The 16,836-nt window shown below is 57.8% G+C and carries 13 protein-coding genes; 7 read left to right on the forward strand and 6 right to left on the reverse strand.

The window, feature by feature from the left end; genetic code table 11:
* Positions 1 to 48 precede the first annotated feature (48 nt).
* The 3 genes from chrA to NBV64_RS02890 all read left to right on the forward strand — a co-directional run bounded on the left by chrA (position 49) and on the right by NBV64_RS02890 (position 2,457).
* Complete coding sequence (gene chrA / locus NBV64_RS02880; RefSeq protein WP_250756657.1) at positions 49 to 1,323, forward strand: chromate efflux transporter; 1,275 nt, start codon at positions 49 to 51, stop codon at positions 1,321 to 1,323.
* 196 nt (positions 1,324 to 1,519) lie between these two features.
* Positions 1,520 to 2,041 carry a ferritin-like domain-containing protein gene (locus NBV64_RS02885; protein WP_009463738.1) on the forward strand — a complete coding sequence of 174 codons (522 nt, stop codon included), beginning with the start codon at positions 1,520 to 1,522 and terminating at the stop codon, positions 2,039 to 2,041.
* Positions 2,042 to 2,172: 131 nt separating this feature from the next.
* The gene (locus tag NBV64_RS02890) at positions 2,173 to 2,457 is read left to right on the forward strand and encodes a hypothetical protein (RefSeq protein WP_035271398.1); all 285 of its coding nucleotides are present in this window, start codon (positions 2,173 to 2,175) and stop codon (positions 2,455 to 2,457) included.
* 50 nt (positions 2,458 to 2,507) lie between these two features.
* On the opposite strand, the gene NBV64_RS02895 is transcribed toward NBV64_RS02890, so the two are convergent.
* Positions 2,508 to 4,070 carry a sulfatase-like hydrolase/transferase gene (locus NBV64_RS02895; protein ID WP_250756658.1) on the reverse strand — a complete coding sequence of 521 codons (1,563 nt, stop codon included), beginning with the start codon at positions 4,068 to 4,070 and terminating at the stop codon, positions 2,508 to 2,510.
* An 18-nt stretch (positions 4,071 to 4,088) separates the two neighbouring features.
* Complete coding sequence (locus NBV64_RS02900) at positions 4,089 to 5,066, reverse strand: tripartite tricarboxylate transporter substrate-binding protein (RefSeq protein ID WP_250756659.1); 978 nt, start codon at positions 5,064 to 5,066, stop codon at positions 4,089 to 4,091.
* A gap of 102 nt (positions 5,067 to 5,168) precedes the next feature.
* Between NBV64_RS02900 and NBV64_RS02905 the strand changes: the two genes are divergently transcribed.
* Positions 5,169 to 5,699 carry a MarR family winged helix-turn-helix transcriptional regulator gene (locus NBV64_RS02905; RefSeq protein WP_009463746.1) on the forward strand — a complete coding sequence of 177 codons (531 nt, stop codon included), beginning with the start codon at positions 5,169 to 5,171 and terminating at the stop codon, positions 5,697 to 5,699.
* Between the two features lie 109 nt (positions 5,700 to 5,808).
* Here the strand turns inward: NBV64_RS02905 and NBV64_RS02910 are convergent, their stop codons facing one another.
* Genes NBV64_RS02910 through NBV64_RS02920 form a run of 3 tightly spaced genes read right to left on the reverse strand, consistent with a single transcriptional unit; the run spans position 5,809 to position 11,680 of the window.
* Complete coding sequence (locus tag NBV64_RS02910; protein WP_274984790.1) at positions 5,809 to 7,284, reverse strand: efflux transporter outer membrane subunit; 1,476 nt, start codon at positions 7,282 to 7,284, stop codon at positions 5,809 to 5,811.
* Between the two features lie 14 nt (positions 7,285 to 7,298).
* Positions 7,299 to 10,475: an efflux RND transporter permease subunit gene (locus NBV64_RS02915; RefSeq protein WP_250756660.1), complete on the reverse strand. Its 3,177-nt coding sequence runs from the start codon at positions 10,473 to 10,475 to the stop codon at positions 7,299 to 7,301.
* On the reverse strand, positions 10,472 to 11,680 hold the full coding sequence (locus tag NBV64_RS02920) for an efflux RND transporter periplasmic adaptor subunit (RefSeq protein ID WP_250756661.1): 1,209 nt from the start codon (positions 11,678 to 11,680) through the stop codon (positions 10,472 to 10,474). Before NBV64_RS02920 ends, NBV64_RS02915 begins: the two co-directional genes overlap by 4 nt.
* 327 nt (positions 11,681 to 12,007) lie before the next feature.
* Between NBV64_RS02920 and NBV64_RS02925 the strand changes: the two genes are divergently transcribed.
* The 3 genes from NBV64_RS02925 to NBV64_RS02935 all read left to right on the forward strand — a co-directional run bounded on the left by NBV64_RS02925 (position 12,008) and on the right by NBV64_RS02935 (position 14,351).
* Positions 12,008 to 13,009: a 2Fe-2S iron-sulfur cluster-binding protein gene (locus NBV64_RS02925; RefSeq protein WP_250756662.1), complete on the forward strand. Its 1,002-nt coding sequence runs from the start codon at positions 12,008 to 12,010 to the stop codon at positions 13,007 to 13,009.
* A 198-nt stretch (positions 13,010 to 13,207) separates the two neighbouring features.
* Positions 13,208 to 13,684, forward strand: coding sequence for a Cu(I)-responsive transcriptional regulator (gene cueR / locus NBV64_RS02930; protein ID WP_009463760.1), 477 nt, complete (start codon positions 13,208 to 13,210; stop codon positions 13,682 to 13,684).
* 118 nt (positions 13,685 to 13,802) lie between these two features.
* Positions 13,803 to 14,351, forward strand: coding sequence for a GNAT family N-acetyltransferase (locus tag NBV64_RS02935; RefSeq protein ID WP_250756663.1), 549 nt, complete (start codon positions 13,803 to 13,805; stop codon positions 14,349 to 14,351).
* A gap of 158 nt (positions 14,352 to 14,509) precedes the next feature.
* Here NBV64_RS02935 and NBV64_RS02940 read toward each other — a convergent pair whose 3' ends face one another.
* Positions 14,510 to 16,762 carry a TonB-dependent receptor gene (locus tag NBV64_RS02940; protein ID WP_250756664.1) on the reverse strand — a complete coding sequence of 751 codons (2,253 nt, stop codon included), beginning with the start codon at positions 16,760 to 16,762 and terminating at the stop codon, positions 14,510 to 14,512.
* Positions 16,763 to 16,836: the final 74 nt, after the last annotated feature.

Raw genomic sequence — 16,836 nt, forward strand, 5'->3', positions numbered from 1 at the left:
TGCAGATGACGTGTGCCGGATGTTGATCAAGGGGGGGAACAGGCAGCAATGAATAATTCGAACGAACCTGTGCAGACACAGACACAGACACAGACACCCACATCAGTACCGGCAGAAGTGCAGAGGCAGGCGTCGGGTAGGCCAGGCAGCCCGCTGGAGGTCTTCTGGGCCTTCCTGAAACTCGGGCTGACTTCGTTTGGCGGCCCGATCGCGCACCTGGGTTATTTCCGTACCGAGTTCGTAGAGCGCCGTCGCTGGCTGGATGATCGCAGCTACTCCGATCTGCTTGCCCTGTGTCAGTTCTTGCCGGGCCCGGCCAGCAGCCAGGTCGGGATGGCGCTGGGGCTGGGGCGTGCCGGGTGGATGGGTTTGCTGGCAGCCTGGACCGGCTTTACCTTGCCATCGGCCATTGCATTGATTTTGTTTGCCTTGGGATTGGCGGGACAGCAGGGGATTGCAGAGTCAGCGTGGGTACATGGGCTCAAGGTTGTGGCGGTAGCAATTGTGGCCCAGGCGGTGTTTGGAATGGCTCGATCCTTATGCCCTGATCGATCCCGTGCCGCATTGGCGATAGTGGCTGCTTTGTTAAGTCTGGCCTTGCCCTCGGCCTTTGGGCAGGTTCTGGCCATTGCGGTGACAGGTTTGATCGCATGGTGGAAATTGGACTTTGCTCAAGCAGGGGTGGCTCAGGCTCATTCGTATCCGGTGTCTCGCAGGGTAGGGATGGCTGCCCTAGTGGCTTTTGTCGGGCTCTTGCTTGCTTTGCCTGTGTGGGCTGCGGCAACAGGCTCATCGATTGTTCAGTTACTGGAGGGGGTGTACCGATCCGGGGCACTGGTCTTTGGTGGGGGGCATGTTGTGTTGCCGCTCTTGCAGGCCTCTGTCGTACCGACAGGAATGGTCAGCAATGCGGACTTGATGGTGGGTTATGGGGCGGCGCAAGCAGTGCCGGGCCCCCTGTTTACCTTCGCGGCTTATATCGGGGCGATGGCTCAATGGCCTTTGCAAGGCTGGCTGGGGGGCATGGCGCTGTTGGCACTAATTTTTATCCCGGCGTTCTTGATTCTGATTGGCGTCCTGCCTTTTTGGGAAGGGCTGCGACATCGGGCTGGTGTGCGCACGGCGATGGCAGGGATTAATGCAGGGGTGGTCGGTATCCTGGGGGCCGCGCTGTATGACCCGGTATGGACCAGTGCCATTCATGACAAGGCGGATTTCGGCTTGGCCTTGCTCTTGTTTGGCTTGTTGACGGTGGGGCGTGTGCCGCCGGCGTTGGTTGTACTTTTGGCGGGGCTGGGCGCCTTTTTAATGTCGATTATTTAAGTATTTTGCTTGCCGTGCGTGATTGCCTGGCTTTAATTTTTCGGTCCGGGATGTGTGGGGGCTGATTCAAGAGGAAGCGGGTAGCTGTTTGGTGTTTTTCAAGGTGTGCGCGGGGCGCTGGCACCTTGGGAACGCCATATGCTGGGTATCAGTTGCTTGTCGCAGTTGCGGCAAGGCAAACCGACAGGAGAATGTCATGGATACCAATAAATCACGCGCGGACAAACACTTGATGGACTGGCTTCGAGACGCACATGCAATGGAAGAACAGGCTGAGACGATGCTCAACAGTATGCTCTCGCGGGTGGAGAACTACCCGGAGTTGCATCAGCGCATTCAGCAACATATCAAGGAAACTCAGACACAGCAGGGGCTGGTGCGCGAATGCATAGAGCGGCGCGGTGGGGATACGTCCTTGCTCAAAGACCTGGGCGGGAAAGTTATGGCAGCGTTTCAGGGCTTTTCCGGGATCTTTGCCTCTGATGAGGTGGTGAAAGGCACGATGTTCAGCTTTGCCTTCGAAAACCTGGAAATTGCGGCTTACAGCCAGCTCAAGGAGGCCGCTGATTTTGTGGGCGATACGGAGACGGCGATGGTGTGCCATCAAATCCTGGAGCAAGAGCGCGCGATGGCTCGTTGGCTGGAAGAGCACTCACCGGAGTTGATACGGATCTTTCTGGCTCGTGCCAATGAAGGTCACAGTCAGGCCAAACCTTAGTCCACATCCGTCCAAGGCTGTTGATTGACGGCCTTGCTTGGCAGGTTTTCAGCTTGGGGGCAGCCATGAAGGCTACTAGGCACACTGTTTGCTGGAGCCTGTCTGCGCAACCTGATCTTTGGAGAGTCAGCATGAGTCCCACACGCAAAGGCAACACCGAAGGCTCGAATCAAGCCAAAGCACCGGAGCCCAGCAGCGAATCCCAAGTGGATATTGCCGGGCGGGTGCAGGAAGACCTGAAAGAAGTAAATGAACGCGGCAAAGACAAGGAGCGAAGGCGGCCGGTAGACCATAAAGCCACGCAGTTTGATGGTTCTCCGAATCCGGAACCCGATAAGAGTCCGTATTTGTTCAAGCCACATGACGATACGCCCGCCATCTTGCCCAAGCGCCGCGGTCCGAAGAACCCGGACTAGGAAGGGGGCAAGCGCTTGATGCTACACGCTTGCCCTTTCTGCTCCTGGGCTTACCACTGCCCGAAAAATACCCCTGCTTTTTTATACGCATTGGTACCGCGCTCTACTTCTTCGTCCGTCACGGTCGTTCGGCGTTTCAGGCTTGTGAACCACTGCAGCAAGCGCTCCCGACATTCAACCCGTACGTCTTCGTGGTCTGGAGATTGGCCCAGGTCGTTGAACTGCTCAGGATCGGCATGCAGGTCATAGAGCTGCTCAGGCTCGTCCAGCCAATACACATAGCGCCAGCGGTCACTGCGCAGGGACCAGGCTCTGGCATTGGATGGTGATTTATCGCGTATCACGCGCGCCAGGCGATAGCTGTAATCCAGTTCGGAAAACACGCAGTCGCGCCAAGGTGGCTGGGTGCCATGTAGCAGGGGCAGCAAGTCTCGTCCCTCAAGTCTGTGGGAGGCCAGCGGCAGGCCCAGCCACGAGAGCATGGTAGGTAGCACATCCACGGCTTCGACCATTCTGTCATCGACTGTTCCCCGCGTAGCATTCGCCTCCGGTGACGGGTCGTAGACGATGAAAGGTACACGCTGCACGGTGTCATAGAACAGCTCTTTCTCGCCCAGCCAATGATCGCCCAGAAAATCCCCATGGTCGGCCGTGAAGATGATCAGGGTGTTGTCCATCAGGCCATTGCGGGACATGAAGTCGAACAAGCGGCCCAGGTGGTCGTCCAATTGGGTAATAAGGCCCTGGTAGGCGGGTCTGACCGTGTTGATGCAGGTTTCGCTGGCGAAACTGACGCATTCCTCTTGCTGGCGGTAGGCCTCTACGACCGGATGCGCATTGCTTAATTCGGCCTCATTGCGCACTACGGGCAGGCATTGCTCGGCGCTGTACATATCGTGGTAGGGCGCAGGAGCGATATAGGGCCAGTGTGGTTTGACGTAGCTCAGATGCAGCACCCAAGGCTCATCTCCCATGCGCTCCATGAAAGACAGGGCCTGATCCGTCATGTAGGCGGTTTCTGAATGCTTTTCCTCTACCAGGGACGGGTAGCAAGCATTGCGCATGTGCCAGCCACTGACTGGCTGCCCATCGGGCCCGTGCGCAGAGATGACAAAGTCTGTCCATGGGTCGTCGGATTCATAACCATGACGCCGCAGGTAAGCCGGGTAGCCGCTTTCTTCTCCCGGTTCGTGGTGGCCGTCGTAACGGTCTATCTCTTCAAACCCCCCTGTTTTAAGCAGGCGGGCCAGTTCGCTGCCACCATCCAGAGCCAGTCGTTCCAGCCCCTTGTGGTCGACCATGATGTGGGTCTTGCCCGCCAGCACCAGTTTATGCCCACCGGCGCGCAAGTATTCGCCCATGGTGACTTCGCCTACCGACAAGGGCACGCGGTTCCAGGTGGCTCCGTGCGTCGACGGGTAGCGACCCGTGTAGTAGCTCATGCGGGATGGGCCGCAGACGCCGGAATTGACGAAAGCGCGATCAAAGCGCACCCCTTTGGCGGCCAAAGCATCCAGATAGGGGGTACGAATATGAGGGTGGCCGTAGCAGGCCAGGTGATCAGCCCGCAGCTGATCGGCCATGATGAACAGGACGTTCTTGCGTTGTGTCATGTTGTCTGTGTTGCTGGTTTATTGCGTGACTTTGAAGCCGGAGGCCTGAATGACCGGAGCCCATTGCTGGCGGAATTGTTCAATGCGTACGCGGGTTTCTTCTGCATCGGCAGATACGGGAATCAATTCATTTTTCAGCAGTGTTTCTTGCAGCGCCGGGTCGCGGGTGACTTCTTTAATGGCCGTGCCCAGGAAGGCGACTTTGTCGGCAGGCATGGAAGCCGGGGCAAAGAAGGCGTTCCAGCCTGAGGCTTCCAGGTCCAAACCGGACTGTTTCAAGGTAGGTACATCTGGCAGGGTGGTTTCTCGTTCGCTGCCCGAGGTGGCCAGAATGCGGATGCGCTTGCCCTGGTGCTGAGACGTCAGTACATCCAGCGTATCGATAGCCAAGGGCAGTACGCCGCCGATCAAGTCTGTAATGACTGGGGCCGAACCGCGATAGCCGATGATCTCGCCCCTGGAGCCAATTTGCTGGGATAGCATCAGGCCGAAAAAGTGCGGCAGGCTGCCGGTGGCCGGGACGCCAATATTGAAGGCACCGGGATGTTCTTTGGCCCAGGCAATCAGTTGGTCCATGGTTTGAATGTCGCTGTCTGCCGACACCGCTACCCCAAAACCGTATTCAGTCACCATGGAAACGGCCTGAAAGTCGGTGTCGGGTTTGTAGGGGATGTCATTGAAAACCAGGGGAGCGACGACCATGACGGCGGGGTTGGCCAGGATCAGCACATTTTTGTCTGCCGCCGTACTTTTGACATACTGGGCGGCAATTCGGCCCCCGGCGCCGGTCTTGTTCTCGACCACAATGGGAATACCCAGTTTCTTGTGCAGACCGTCCGACACAATGCGTGCGGCCCGGTCAGACGCGCCTCCGGGCGCATAGGGCACAACGACAGTCAGGGTTTCAACGGGGCTTGCTGCGTGGGATAAACCAGTGAACAGCAGTCCTGACAGCAGACAGCTTGTTACCGTGGCGCGAAGGCGGTTCAGGGCCATGATTTGTCTCCTTTTTTTTGATTTCCATCAGTTTTTACCGCAGCTTACCAAGGGGGCTGATAGTTGTTCTAATCAAGTATCTTCAAGGTTAAAGGTCATCCCATGGTCAGCTCCCCCAAGCCTTCCCCTGCCTTGGCAAGCACTGCAGGCAGTGCGGCGCCCCTTACGCTGCCGGCCATGATGATGTTCCAGCTGTATCGAGCCTGGTCTGCCAGTAATCCGATTTTTATTCGCTTGTGCGAGGGGCGTTTCAATATCACTCGCCGTGAATGGCGCATTCTGGCGATTGCCAACATGCATCCTGCTTTGACAGGCACGGCTTTGGCCGAGGCGGCAGCATTGGATACCGCTCGTTGCTCACGAGCGGTCAGTACTTTGTGCGAGAAAGGTTTGCTAAAGCGGACGCGCGATACCAAAGACTCGCGTGTTGTGCATGTCTCGGTGACGGAATTGGGGATGCAGCGTTATGAGGAGGTTATGCCGGTTGTTGCGTCCTTGAACGAGGAGATCTTTCAGGATTTGAGTGCAGCAGAACTGTCGGCCCTGAGCAGCATGCTGGATCGGGTTACTAGCCGGGCGGCATTGATGCTGGAAAGTAACGTCGTGCAGGAGCGGGCCCGTCGGAATCGTTAAGATCAACCGTGCTGCCCGGGCACTGCTAGAGCAGTGTCAGGGCCAGAGTGGGAGGTCCATCCATGCACGCCATGCACATGCCGTCCTGCCTCGGGCACAAAAGCGAGGTTCAAGTGTTGTGATCCGCCGAGTTTGTGTACTCCTTCCACCCACCCCCCAAAGCCTTGTACAGGTCAATCAGATTGCTCAGTCGTGCCAGGCGCGTTCTGACCAGTGTTTGCTGGCTGCTATACAGGCTGCGATGTGCATCCAGAACGCTCAAGTAGTCGTCCATACCTTCCTGAAAGCGTTGCTCGGCCAGGGTTTGAGCCTCAAGGCTGGCCGTGACCGCCAGCTTCTCGGATTGGATCTGCTGGTCCAGCAGGCTTTTGCTTGCCAGCCCGTCCGCAACTTCCCGGAAAGCGACCTGAATGGTTTTTTCATACTGGGCGATTTCTATCCGTTTGCGCACATGGGCGACATCCAGATTTGCCAGCAGGGCACCGCCCTTGAAAATGGGCAGATTAATGCTGGGAAAAAAGCTCCAGGCCCGTGTACCCGAGTCGAACAGACCTTCCAGTGAAGCGCTGGCGGTTCCGATGGACCCAGTCAGGCTGATGGTAGGAAGAAAAGCAGCTCGTGCTGCGCCAATATGGGCGTTGGCGCCTCGAAGGGTTTGCTCGGCAGCCCGAATGTCGGGTCGGCGTACCAGCAGGTCGGAGGGCAGGCCGCCAGGTAGATCCGCCACAAGGATCTGATCGGGCAGCGTAACCGCCTCATCCAGCTGTCTGGATAGATCAGCGCTGAGTGCTTGTCCCAACAGCAGGACCAGAGCGTTGCGATCCAGGGCTGCCTGGCGGCTATAGGCGGCATAGCTGGATTCTGCCTGTCGCAGGGCGACTTCCGCGCGGCGCAGGTCCAGTTGGGTGGCATGGCCCAGTTCCTTTAACTGGCGACTTAATTCGTAGGAGCGCTGTTGCGTTGCCAGCGTGTCGCTGCTCAGGCGTAGTAGCTCCTGGTCGGCCCGCAACGTCAGATAGGTATTGGCCAGCTCGGTGATCAGGCTGGTTTGGGCCGCTACGCGAGTTTCATCCAGGGCCAGATAGTGGGCCAGTGCCTGTTCGTTCAGACTGCGGATGCGGCCCCATAGATCCAGCTCCCAGGCTGTGCTGACACCGCCCACCTCGTAGCGACGATTAAGCTGGCTGGTGCCAGTTGGATTTAGGTCGGCGGGAAGTCGCTCGGAGGCACCGTTGGCGGCCGCCCCCAGCTCTGGTAGCAGTTTGGCGCGTTGAATGCGATACAGCGCCTGTGCCGCTTCGACATTTAAGGCCGCTGTACGAAAGTCGCGGTTGTTTGCCAGTGAAATTTCTATCAGTTGCTGTAGTAGCGGGTCGCGGAAGAAGTCGCGCCAGCCTATTTCTGCAGCGATGACTGCAGCAGAGCTAGCCTCTTCGGTAGCAAGGGGGGAAGCGGGATACGTGGCCTCGATAGGGGCGGCCGGCCGCTCGTACTTGGGAGCCAGTGTACAGCCTGTCAGTATCAATGCCAGGGCAAGGGGGCTGAGGCGTCGAACGCGGGGTAGAGAGGGGAAAATCATGTTCATGCTTGTCCTTGGCTTCATGCGTGTTGCTGGTCGTTGCGGTCAGGGGCCCGGCGCTGTTGGCGGCGCAGTGCCAGTTTGCGCACCAGCACGTAGAACACAGGGGTCAGTAGCAGGCCGAACAGGGTGACGCCCAACATGCCGGCGAACACGGCCACCCCCATGGCGTGGCGCATTTCTGCACCTGCTCCACTGGCCAGCATCAGGGGAACCACGCCAGCGATAAAGGCCAGAGAGGTCATCAAGATGGGGCGCAGCCGTAGCCGGGCGGCCTCCAGGACGGCCGTCAATGGGTCAGCTCCCGCCTCTTCCTGCGTGCGGGCAAACTCCACAATCAGAATGGCGTTTTTGGCGGCCAGCCCGACCAGTACTACAAAACCAATCTGCGTGAAAATGTTGTTGTCGCCACCGGATAGCCAGACACCACCTATGGCCGAGAGCAGGGCCATGGGGGCGATCAGCAAGACGGCAAAGGGCAGGGACCAGCTGTTGTATTGGGCGGCCAGAATCAGGAAGGCCAGCAGGACGGCCAGAGGGAAGATGTACAGGGCGGAGTTGCCGGCCTGCTTTTCCTGATAGACCAGGTCTGTCCATTCGTAGACCATGCCTTCGGGCAGGGTTTCCCTAAGGATTTTTTCGATAGCGTCTGTGGCCTGTCCCGACGAGTAGCCAGGGGCAGGGCCGCCACTGATGTCGGCGGAAGGAAAGCCGTTGTAACGTATTACCCGGTCGGGGCCGGAGCCTTCGGTCAGGGTGACAAAGGCGTTCAAGGGAATCATGTCGCCTTTATTGCTGCGTACTTTCAGCAGACCGATGTCCTGAGCCTGGGCGCGAAATGGCGCGTCAGCCTGTGCCATGACGCGGTAAGTGCGCCCGAAGCGGTTGAAGTCGTTGACATACAGCGATCCCAGGTTGATCTGCAAGGTCTCGAATACGTCTGTCATGGAGACGCCCAGGGTCTTGGCTTTGACCCGATCAATCTCCACATCCAGTTGGGGCGCATTCGTTTGGAAACTGGCCAGCATATTGGCCAGCTCCGGGGCCTGCATGGCTTTGGCCATGATTTGCCCTTGTGCCTGCACCAGAGCTTCGAAGCCCAAACCATCTCTGTCTTCAATTTGCAGTTTGAAGCCGCCCATGGCGCCTAGTCCGGGGACAGGTGGCGGTGGGAAAATCCCTAAAAATCCGTCAGGGATCTGGCTGAACTTGCCCATCAGCTTGCCGGCGATGGCATTGGCAGAAAGCGAGGGGTCCTGACGTTCGTCAAAAGGCTTGAGCATGGCAAACATCAGAGCGGAATTGGGAACATTGACCGGCCCGTTGACGGACAGGCCTGGAAACGCGACCACACTTTCCACGCCCGGCTCGGCCAGGGCAATGTTCGACATCTGCTTGACCACCGTTTCGGTGCGGTCCAGTGAGGCTCCGCTAGGAAGCTGAGCGATGCCCACCAGAAAGTACTTGTCCTGAGCGGGCACAAAGCCGTTGGGTACTTGGTGAAAACCCAGCCAGGTCAGACCCACAAAGCCGACATACAACACCAGAACAATCGCACTGCCACGGACTGCACGGCGCACTGTCCCTACGTAAGAGCTGGCAGCGCGGTCAAAGAAACGGTTAAAGAGGCGGAAGAATCCGCCAAACAGGGTATCGATCAGCCGTGTCAGCCAATCTGGACGTGTCTTGCTGTGATGAGGTTTGAGCAGGATGGCGGCCAGCGCGGGCGATAGGGTCAAGGAGTTGATGGCCGACAAAATGGTGGAAATCACGATCGTCAGGGCGAACTGTCGATAAAACTCGCCTTGCAGTCCGGATAGAAATGCGGAGGGGATAAAGACCGCTGCCAAAACGGATGTGATGGCAATAATCGGGCCGGTTACTTCATCCATGGCTTTGAAGGCCGCTTGCTTGGGCGACTCGCCCAGCGCCATGTGCCGTTCCACGTTCTCTACCACCACAATGGCATCGTCAACCACGATGCCGATGGACAAGACCAGCCCGAACAGCGAGAGCGTGTTCAGGGAGAAACCAAATATATGCATCAAGGCGAAGGTGCCCACCAGGGACACTGGCACGGCGACCAGCGGGATGATGGAAGCACGCCAGGTTTGCAGAAACAGGACAACCACAATCACCACCAGCAAGACGGCTTCCAGCAAGGTGATGGCTACGGATTGCAAGGAGGCCCGAACGAAGACTGTCGGGTCATAGGCGATGCGGTATTCAATGTCTTGCGGAAAACCGCCTTGCAGTTCCTGCATCTTGGCGCGTACCGCATTGGAGACATCAATGGCATTGGCACCTGGGCTTTGAATAATTTGCAGGGCAGGGGCGGATTCGCCATTAAGCAAACTGCGTAGTGTGTAGCCATCGGCCCCCAAAGAGACTCGGGCTACATCGCGCAGACGGGTCACTTGTCCGTCTTCGCCCGTCTTGACCACAATCTCACCAAACTGTTCTTCCGTGGACAGACGCCCCAGAGTATTGACGGTGACTTGAAAGGCCGAGTCCGTATTGGGCTGTTGCCCCACAGAACCGGCAGCGACCTGCACGTTCTGTTCGCGCAAGGCCGCCACGATGTCGCTGGCTGTCAGCCCACGTGTTGCTACGCTGGACGGGTCCAGCCAGATGCGCATGGAGTATTCACCGGCTCCCCAAACCAGCACATCACCCACCCCAGGAAGGCGGGCCAGTTCGTCTCGTACCTGCCGGATGGCAAAGTTGGACAGATACAGCGAGTCGTAGCGTTTTTCCGGGGAGACCAGATGGACCACCATCAGCACATCTGGCGAGGTTTTCTGGGTGACAACGCCGATGCGCTGAACTTCCTCGGGCAGACGGGGCAGGGCGCGAGAAACCCGGTTCTGCACCTGGATCTGGGCCATGTCGGCATCTGTTCCCTGCTTGAAGGCGATGGTCAGGACCATCTGGCCGTCGGTCGCCATTTGGGAGTTCATGTACAGCATGTTCTCCACGCCATTGATAGCTTGTTCCAGCGGCGCGGCCACCGTGTCGGCAATGACCTCGGGATTGGCACCTGGATACTTGGCTGTTACCTGCACGGTAGGGGGCGTGACTGCCGGATATTCGCTTAGCGGCAGTTGCCAGAAGGCCATGGCACCGGCGATCAGCATCAGCAAGGACAGCACGATGGCAAAGATGGGCCGGGCGATGAAAAAGTGAGGGAACTTCATGGTTGGGCCTCCGCGGGGCGTACCGTCTCATTGCCCGCCTGCATGGGAACCATGCGAGGAGCGATGCTCATGCCGGGGCGTACCAAGCCTTTGATAATGACTTTTTCACCTGCTTGCAGACCGCTTTTAATGACACGTAAACCATCGACCATCGGTCCAGGTTCGACCACGCGGTATTGGGCTTGATTGTTCTGGTCTACAACCAGCACATATCTTTTCCCTTGATCAGTACCCAAGGCCTGATCGTCAATCAAGATAGCGGCTTGTTCTGCCCCCGTAGCCAGTCTGATGCGCGCAAACAGGCCGGGGGCCAGCATGCCGTCGGGATTGGGAATGACTGCGCGCGCCCGTACGGTCCCGGTGCTGCGATCAATCTGGTTTCCCACAAAGTCCAGTGTCCCCTGATACGGAAAGCCCTGATCTGTTGCCAGTCCAACGGAAACGGGTAGCCCGGAGGTTTTGTCATCCTTTTCGGGGCGGGTCTGGCGGATGGCTTTCAGGTAGGTGGCTTCGTCTATGTCGAAGTACGCATACAAAGGGTCTGTGGAGACGATGGTGGTCAACAGGCTGGCCTGATCAGTGGCGCCGCCATTGACCAGATTGCCTGCCGTGACCAGGACCCGGTCTACCCGACCCGAGATGGGCGAGCGGATATGGGTGTAGGACAGGTCCAGCTGCGCGGCGGCGACCGCTGCTTTGGCAACCTGGACCTGGGCTTGCTGGGCGTTGCGTATGGCCAGTGCATCATCGTATTGCTTGCGGGAAACGGCGCCGGTCTCGACCAGTTTCTGTACCCGGTTCAGATCGTCTTGCGCTTGTTTGGCCAGAACCTCGGACTGACGTAATTGCGCTGTGGCTGTATCCAGAGCCACTTGAAAGGGGCGCGGGTCTATATGAAATAAAGCCTCCCCTTTACGTACCAGACTGCCTTCCGGGACGCTGACCGCTTCGACCGCGCCGCTTACGCGCGAACGTAGTCCTACCGATTGAGGGGCGGCAAGAAATCCGGTGAAATCCGTAGAGGGAAGAATGCTGCGCTCCAGAACTTGAGCAACAGGCACGCTGGGGCCTGCGGGTGCACTGGTGGCTTCTGGTGGCGGTTCTGCTGCCTTGTCTTTATGATCGGAACCATCGCGGGCAGCGTAGGCGGTTCCGATGGCGGCGATGGCGCTTGCCGCTAAAGCAAATTTGAATGTTCGACGCATGGCTGTATCCCTTTCCTGCAGCAGGGCTTCGGCCCTTCCGAAGCGTCTGTGCAAAGTTGTTAGCCAAGGCTAGGCATTACAACGATTGGAAGGTCAAGGTTTGTCTGCACACCTTGTTGAAGGTGTTGACTCTCCAATCGTTGGAAGCTTTAGCTTGTTCACAAGGCATTGAGAAATAAGCCTTTTGTGTCGTTAAACAACAACTTTGTGTGGAGTCGCCATGTCAAATACAAGAATGAGACAGCCAGATCCCTATTGGTCAACCAGAACCGGGCGGGAACTGAGAGCAATGCGTGGCCCGTGGGGCTATACGTGAAGGGGGCAGCAATGAGCAGCAAAACAATTCTTATCCGTCAGACCGGTCAGCAGATCGCCGCTCAGGAGGGGCAAAACATTTTGCAGGCTGCCTTGCAAAGCGGCCTGGCCTATCCGCATGGCTGTCGTCTGGGACGTTGTGGGGGCTGTAAAACCCGGCTGGTTGATGGGCAAATTGACCGGCTGGAGCACTCCCGCTTTGCCCTGACCGAGGAGCAGCAGGCCCGCGGTCTGATTCTGGCCTGCAGGGCGATCCCCTTAAGTGATGTGACCGTAGACTGGATTGGCACGGATGATGTGCGGGGGCTTGCACCCTCGCGTAGCGTGACCGGCACGGTGTCCGAGTTGCGAGAACTGACGCACGATGTGCGCCTTGTGCGTATCCGTCTGGATGAGCCTGAGCCTCTGATGTTTTTTGCCGGTCAGTACGCGGATATCAAATTCGGACAGGCGCCCGTGCGCAGTTACTCCATGGCCAACCGCCCTGGTGCACCCGAGCTGGAGTTTCACATACGTCGTGTTCCCCGTGGGGTGACGTCTTCGTATGTGCACACCGTGCTTCAGCCGGGCGAGAAGCTCAGCCTGGAAGTACCTCGCGGCTCCTCCTATCTGCGCGAGGGACATGGCGGCCCTATCTTGTGCATTGCGGGAGGCACGGGCCTGGCCCCTATCAAATCGATTGTTGAAACGGCGTTGGCCTGTGGCATGAGCCAGCCCATTCATGTGTATTTTGGAGCGCGCGAACTGCGGGATTTATATGCTATTGATGACTTCCGGGCGCTGGAGCGCCAATACCCCAATCTGGCTTTTACTCCTGTCATCTCCGGGATACCGGCCACTCACTATCGCCGGGGGCTTGTCACCGATATCGTTGGCCACGATCAGCCTGATTTAAGCGGTTGGAAGGTTTATGTGGCGGGCTCGCCATCCATGGTGGATGCCACGATGGGCATGGTGCTCAAGCGCGGTTTGAAAGTGCAGGATTTGCATGTGGATGTATTTTTTACGCCATAGCGTTCTAGAGCCGGAGGCTTGGGCCACGCGGGCGCTTGACCTTCCTACCGTGGGAATCTTCACACTGTGTGTTGTCAGTGCTGGCAACACAGGCCTGGGCAGGCAGAAAAGACTGATGGGGCTTTGGACAAGGCCTGCCACCTTTTGCCATCACTGACACCCGACTTTCGAGTCCTTTCATTGAGCAAGGGGAGCAAGATGAATATTGGTGAAGCCTCCAAGGTATCCAAAGTGTCGGCCAAAATGATTCGTTATTACGAGCAGATTGGCCTTATCCCGGAAACCGAGCGCACTGCTGCGGGTTACCGGACGTATAGCCGAAAAGATGTGGAGCGCTTGCGCTTTATAAGACGTGCTCGCGATCTGGGATTTTCCATGGTAGCCATTGGTGATTTGCTGAGCCTGTGGCACGACCCGTCGCGTCAGAGTGCAGATGTAAAGCGGGTCGCGCAACAGCATCTGACTGAGCTGAGCAGCCGCATTAAAAACATGCAGGACATGGCCTTGGCGCTGGAAGCATCCATTGGTTGTTGTCCGGGTGATGAACAGCCTGACTGCTCGATTTTAAGTACGCTGGCGCAGGCAGAGGATCGTGATCCACAGCCCGATTTGCGAGCTGCTACGGTCTTGCGCCGTCCTGTTCGCCGAGGCATTCAGAGCGATGTACGCCTATAATCGGGCGCGTTCACTCAGGGGGCAAGTTTCATGCGGGACTTGGCCAGGCGAGTTCCCTGGTTGAGCGTTGAGGCGGATTCAATCCTCTACAAACCCGAAATACATCACCTTGATTACCATGCCCTCTTTACCTCCAGGCTTGACGCTGCGCCCTTTGAAAGAAACCGAACTGAATCTGTTGTGGTCTATAGACCGTAGTGAACGGATTGACGGTTTGTACGAGCTGCGCGATGGCGTCTTGCACAAGCAAGCGGCTGATATTGATTTGCAGGGTTGGCCGGAAGGTGACCCGGAGAAATATCACCCGGAACATGAGGACGCTTTTCATCGAGGCTCCTGGTTCATGGGCGTATTCAAGGGTGATAGCCTGCTGGCCGCCGTCGGCCTGGACAGCCTGCCCTTGGGACCACAGGGGGAGTGGCGTCAGTTGTTCTTTCTGCATGTCAGCCAGTCCTTGCGCGGGCAGGGGATGGGCGTATGGCTGCTGGATCAGGCCAAGAAGCAGGCTGTGAAGTGGGGCGCAAAGGCGGTCTATGCCTCGGCCACGCCTTCGGTGAATACGGTGGATTTTTATATGGCTCACGGCTTTGAAATCGCGCCAGAGCCAGACCCGCGTTTATTTGCGCTGGACCCGGAAGATATTCACCTGTTGTGCTTCGTGGCTTAAGAAATTGCTCACTTGTACGCCACTTAGCTGACTGGTGAGTCGACCGCTGGTGAGCTCACCTGAAAATACCGATGGCAGCATCTGCTTGTCATCAAATAAGGGCCTTGTCACACCACTCAGCTGCAACAAGGCCCTGTCATCAAATTCAGCTCTTCAGCTTAGAAATCCATCGTTGCTGACAACATGAAAGTCCGTGGTGCGCCCACACCCAGGCTGGTGAAGTGCGGCTTGGCCCAGTAGGCTTTGTTCGCTACGTTATTCACCGTCGCCCGCAAGGTCAGCGGACGGCCGGAGATCTTGGTGCGATAGCGTGCGCCCAGATCAAACACGGTATGGCCGGGGATGGACAGGGAGTTGTCCGCGCTCAGGTATTGCTTGGATGAGGTGGAGGCGTTGGCCATCACGGTCAGACCTTGCAAGTTGGGTACATCCCATTCCACGCCCAGCTTGGCTTGCCACTTGGGCAGGCCCGTGGCCTGGCGGCCCTCTTCAGCCGGGTTGGCGGCTTTGGTGATTTCCGGATCGGAGTAAGCCACGCCACCCATCAAGCGAACACCTTCCATGGGGGAGCCGAAAAAGCCCCATTCAATGCCCCGGTTGCGTTGCTCGCCACCAAAGGAGAACACGTTGGTAAATGGGTCGGTATAGCTGCCGGGGCGCTTGATTTCGTACAAGGCCAGGGTATGGGCAAAGTCACCCAGATCCAGCTTCAGGCCCACTTCCTTCTGCTTGGTTTTGAAGGGGGCAAAAACCTGACCTGCATTGGCGGCGGTGTTGGGAGCAATCGCGCCTTGGGACAAGCCTTCGATGTAGTTGGCGTAGACCGAGACTTGATCAGTGGCTTTCACCAGGAAAGCGACGGCGGGAGTGGTTGCGCTTTCCTTGTAGCGCTCGCCTGTACGCTGGCCGGTGGTGCCGTTAAAGCTCTCGTTGATCACTTGCTGACGGCGTGCGCCCAGTGTCACTTGTACGCGGTCCTCGGCAAAGGACAGGGTGTCAGCAAAACCGATGCTCTTCAAGCGAGTTTTAGTGGTGCTGATCAGCGGAATATTGTTCGGCAAGGAAGGCTCTGGGCCCCAGACGGGATCGTAGATATTGGTTTCCCATGCGGTGGGCAGCAAGTTGCGAAAGCCGCTCAGGTCGTAGTCTTCGTTGTACTGCGTGGCGTTGATCGCGAATTGATGGCTGACCGGGCCGGTTTGCAGCTTACCCATCAGACCCACTTCAGCGGTTTTGCGCCGCATCTCGTCGGCCACGCCGCTGAAGTTGATCCGGAAGTCGCCTGCGTTATTGATCACCTGACCAGCGCCCATATTGGATCTGAATTTGGTACGGCTGATACCGGCGGCGGCGTAAGCGGTGAATTGATCGTTCAGATCGAACTCGCCACGGATCATGGCGCCTTTATCGGTGGTGTCGTAAAAAGCCCAAGGCGGGTTCCACGACACATCGGGTTTGGGTGGTTTGGGCAGTTCTACGCCGGGATTCAAGGTCAGGCCGCGCGTCAGGCCGTAGGCGCGGTCTTTGCTGTGAAACAGGTCGGCAGACAAGCGGACACGCTCACCGCGCCAGTCCAGGCCCAAAGAGGTCTGGGTAATTTTCTTGTCCTGGTCTTTGACGGCAATTTCACCATCGCGGTAGGCTGTGTTCAGGCGTACACCAAACTGCTTGTCCTCGCCAAATCGACGGCCCAGATCCACGTGGCCACCAAAGTGCGAGTCGGACATATAGCTGCCTGTTACGCGAAACAGGGGATCGTCGCCGGCGCGTTTGGTGACCAGGTTGACGGCGCCGCCTGCCGAGCCTTTGGGCGGCATACCGTTAAGCAGGGCCGAGGGGCCTTTCAGGACCTCGACGCGCTCGTAGGCTTCGGGCGAGTTGCGGTAGTAGCCGCCCATCCCGGCCAGACCGTTGACGGTGACATCACCCACATCGGAACGGAAGCCGCGGATGGAGTAGCTTTCGTTGCTCTCGCCTGCGATGCCGCTCATGAACACGCTGGGGTCGGTTTTGGCGATCACTTCGCTGATGTCACGCGCCTGTTGATCGGCTATGTATTGCTCGGTATAGCTGATGGTGTTGAAGGGTGTTTCCATGAAGTCTTTGGTGCCCAGCAAACCGACACGTCCGCCAGTGGCAACTTGTCCACCGGCGTAGCTCTCGACGGTCTTGTCGCGCTGGCCTTTGACGGTAACGGATGGCAGGGTGACGACTCCATCGGCCTGGGCAGCCGTACTGTTTTGTGCCTGCGCAGGCGAGGCCATCAAGGCCAGCGCGCTGGCTCCCAAACCCAGTATTAATGCTATTTGCACGGCGCTGAAAGTGCGGTCCAGGGCAAAGCCGGAGCGGCTGGAACTGCCGATTTTACGTATCGAGGGCGCAAACGTCCCATTGTGGCGTGGTGTGTACATGCCAGTTTCCTTTATGTGGCGGGGTGTGTTTCTTTGCTTTGATTAAGGCAAATAGAAATTGGATTGAGTCGCGT

It is taken from the genome of Alcaligenes sp. DN25 (assembly GCF_023674485.1).
Taxonomy (GTDB): Bacteria; Pseudomonadota; Gammaproteobacteria; order Burkholderiales; family Burkholderiaceae_B; genus Alcaligenes; species Alcaligenes phenolicus.

Coding starts and splice junctions, on each gene's coding strand:
- NBV64_RS02915 (WP_250756660.1), bottom strand. CDS start 10,475: ATGAAGTTCCCTCACTTTTTCATCGCCCGGCCCATCTTTGCCATCGTG.
- NBV64_RS02890 (WP_035271398.1), top strand. CDS start 2,173: ATGAGTCCCACACGCAAAGGCAACACCGAAGGCTCGAATCAAGCCAAA.
- NBV64_RS02905 (WP_009463746.1), top strand. CDS start 5,169: ATGGTCAGCTCCCCCAAGCCTTCCCCTGCCTTGGCAAGCACTGCAGGC.
- NBV64_RS02885 (WP_009463738.1), top strand. CDS start 1,520: ATGGATACCAATAAATCACGCGCGGACAAACACTTGATGGACTGGCTT.
- NBV64_RS02940 (WP_250756664.1), bottom strand. CDS start 16,762: ATGTACACACCACGCCACAATGGGACGTTTGCGCCCTCGATACGTAAA.
- NBV64_RS02925 (WP_250756662.1), top strand. CDS start 12,008: ATGAGCAGCAAAACAATTCTTATCCGTCAGACCGGTCAGCAGATCGCC.
- NBV64_RS02895 (WP_250756658.1), bottom strand. CDS start 4,070: ATGACACAACGCAAGAACGTCCTGTTCATCATGGCCGATCAGCTGCGG.
- NBV64_RS02910 (WP_274984790.1), bottom strand. CDS start 7,284: ATGAACATGATTTTCCCCTCTCTACCCCGCGTTCGACGCCTCAGCCCC.
- cueR (WP_009463760.1), top strand. CDS start 13,208: ATGAATATTGGTGAAGCCTCCAAGGTATCCAAAGTGTCGGCCAAAATG.
- NBV64_RS02935 (WP_250756663.1), top strand. CDS start 13,803: ATGCCCTCTTTACCTCCAGGCTTGACGCTGCGCCCTTTGAAAGAAACC.
- NBV64_RS02920 (WP_250756661.1), bottom strand. CDS start 11,680: ATGCGTCGAACATTCAAATTTGCTTTAGCGGCAAGCGCCATCGCCGCC.
- chrA (WP_250756657.1), top strand. CDS start 49: ATGAATAATTCGAACGAACCTGTGCAGACACAGACACAGACACAGACA.
- NBV64_RS02900 (WP_250756659.1), bottom strand. CDS start 5,066: ATGGCCCTGAACCGCCTTCGCGCCACGGTAACAAGCTGTCTGCTGTCA.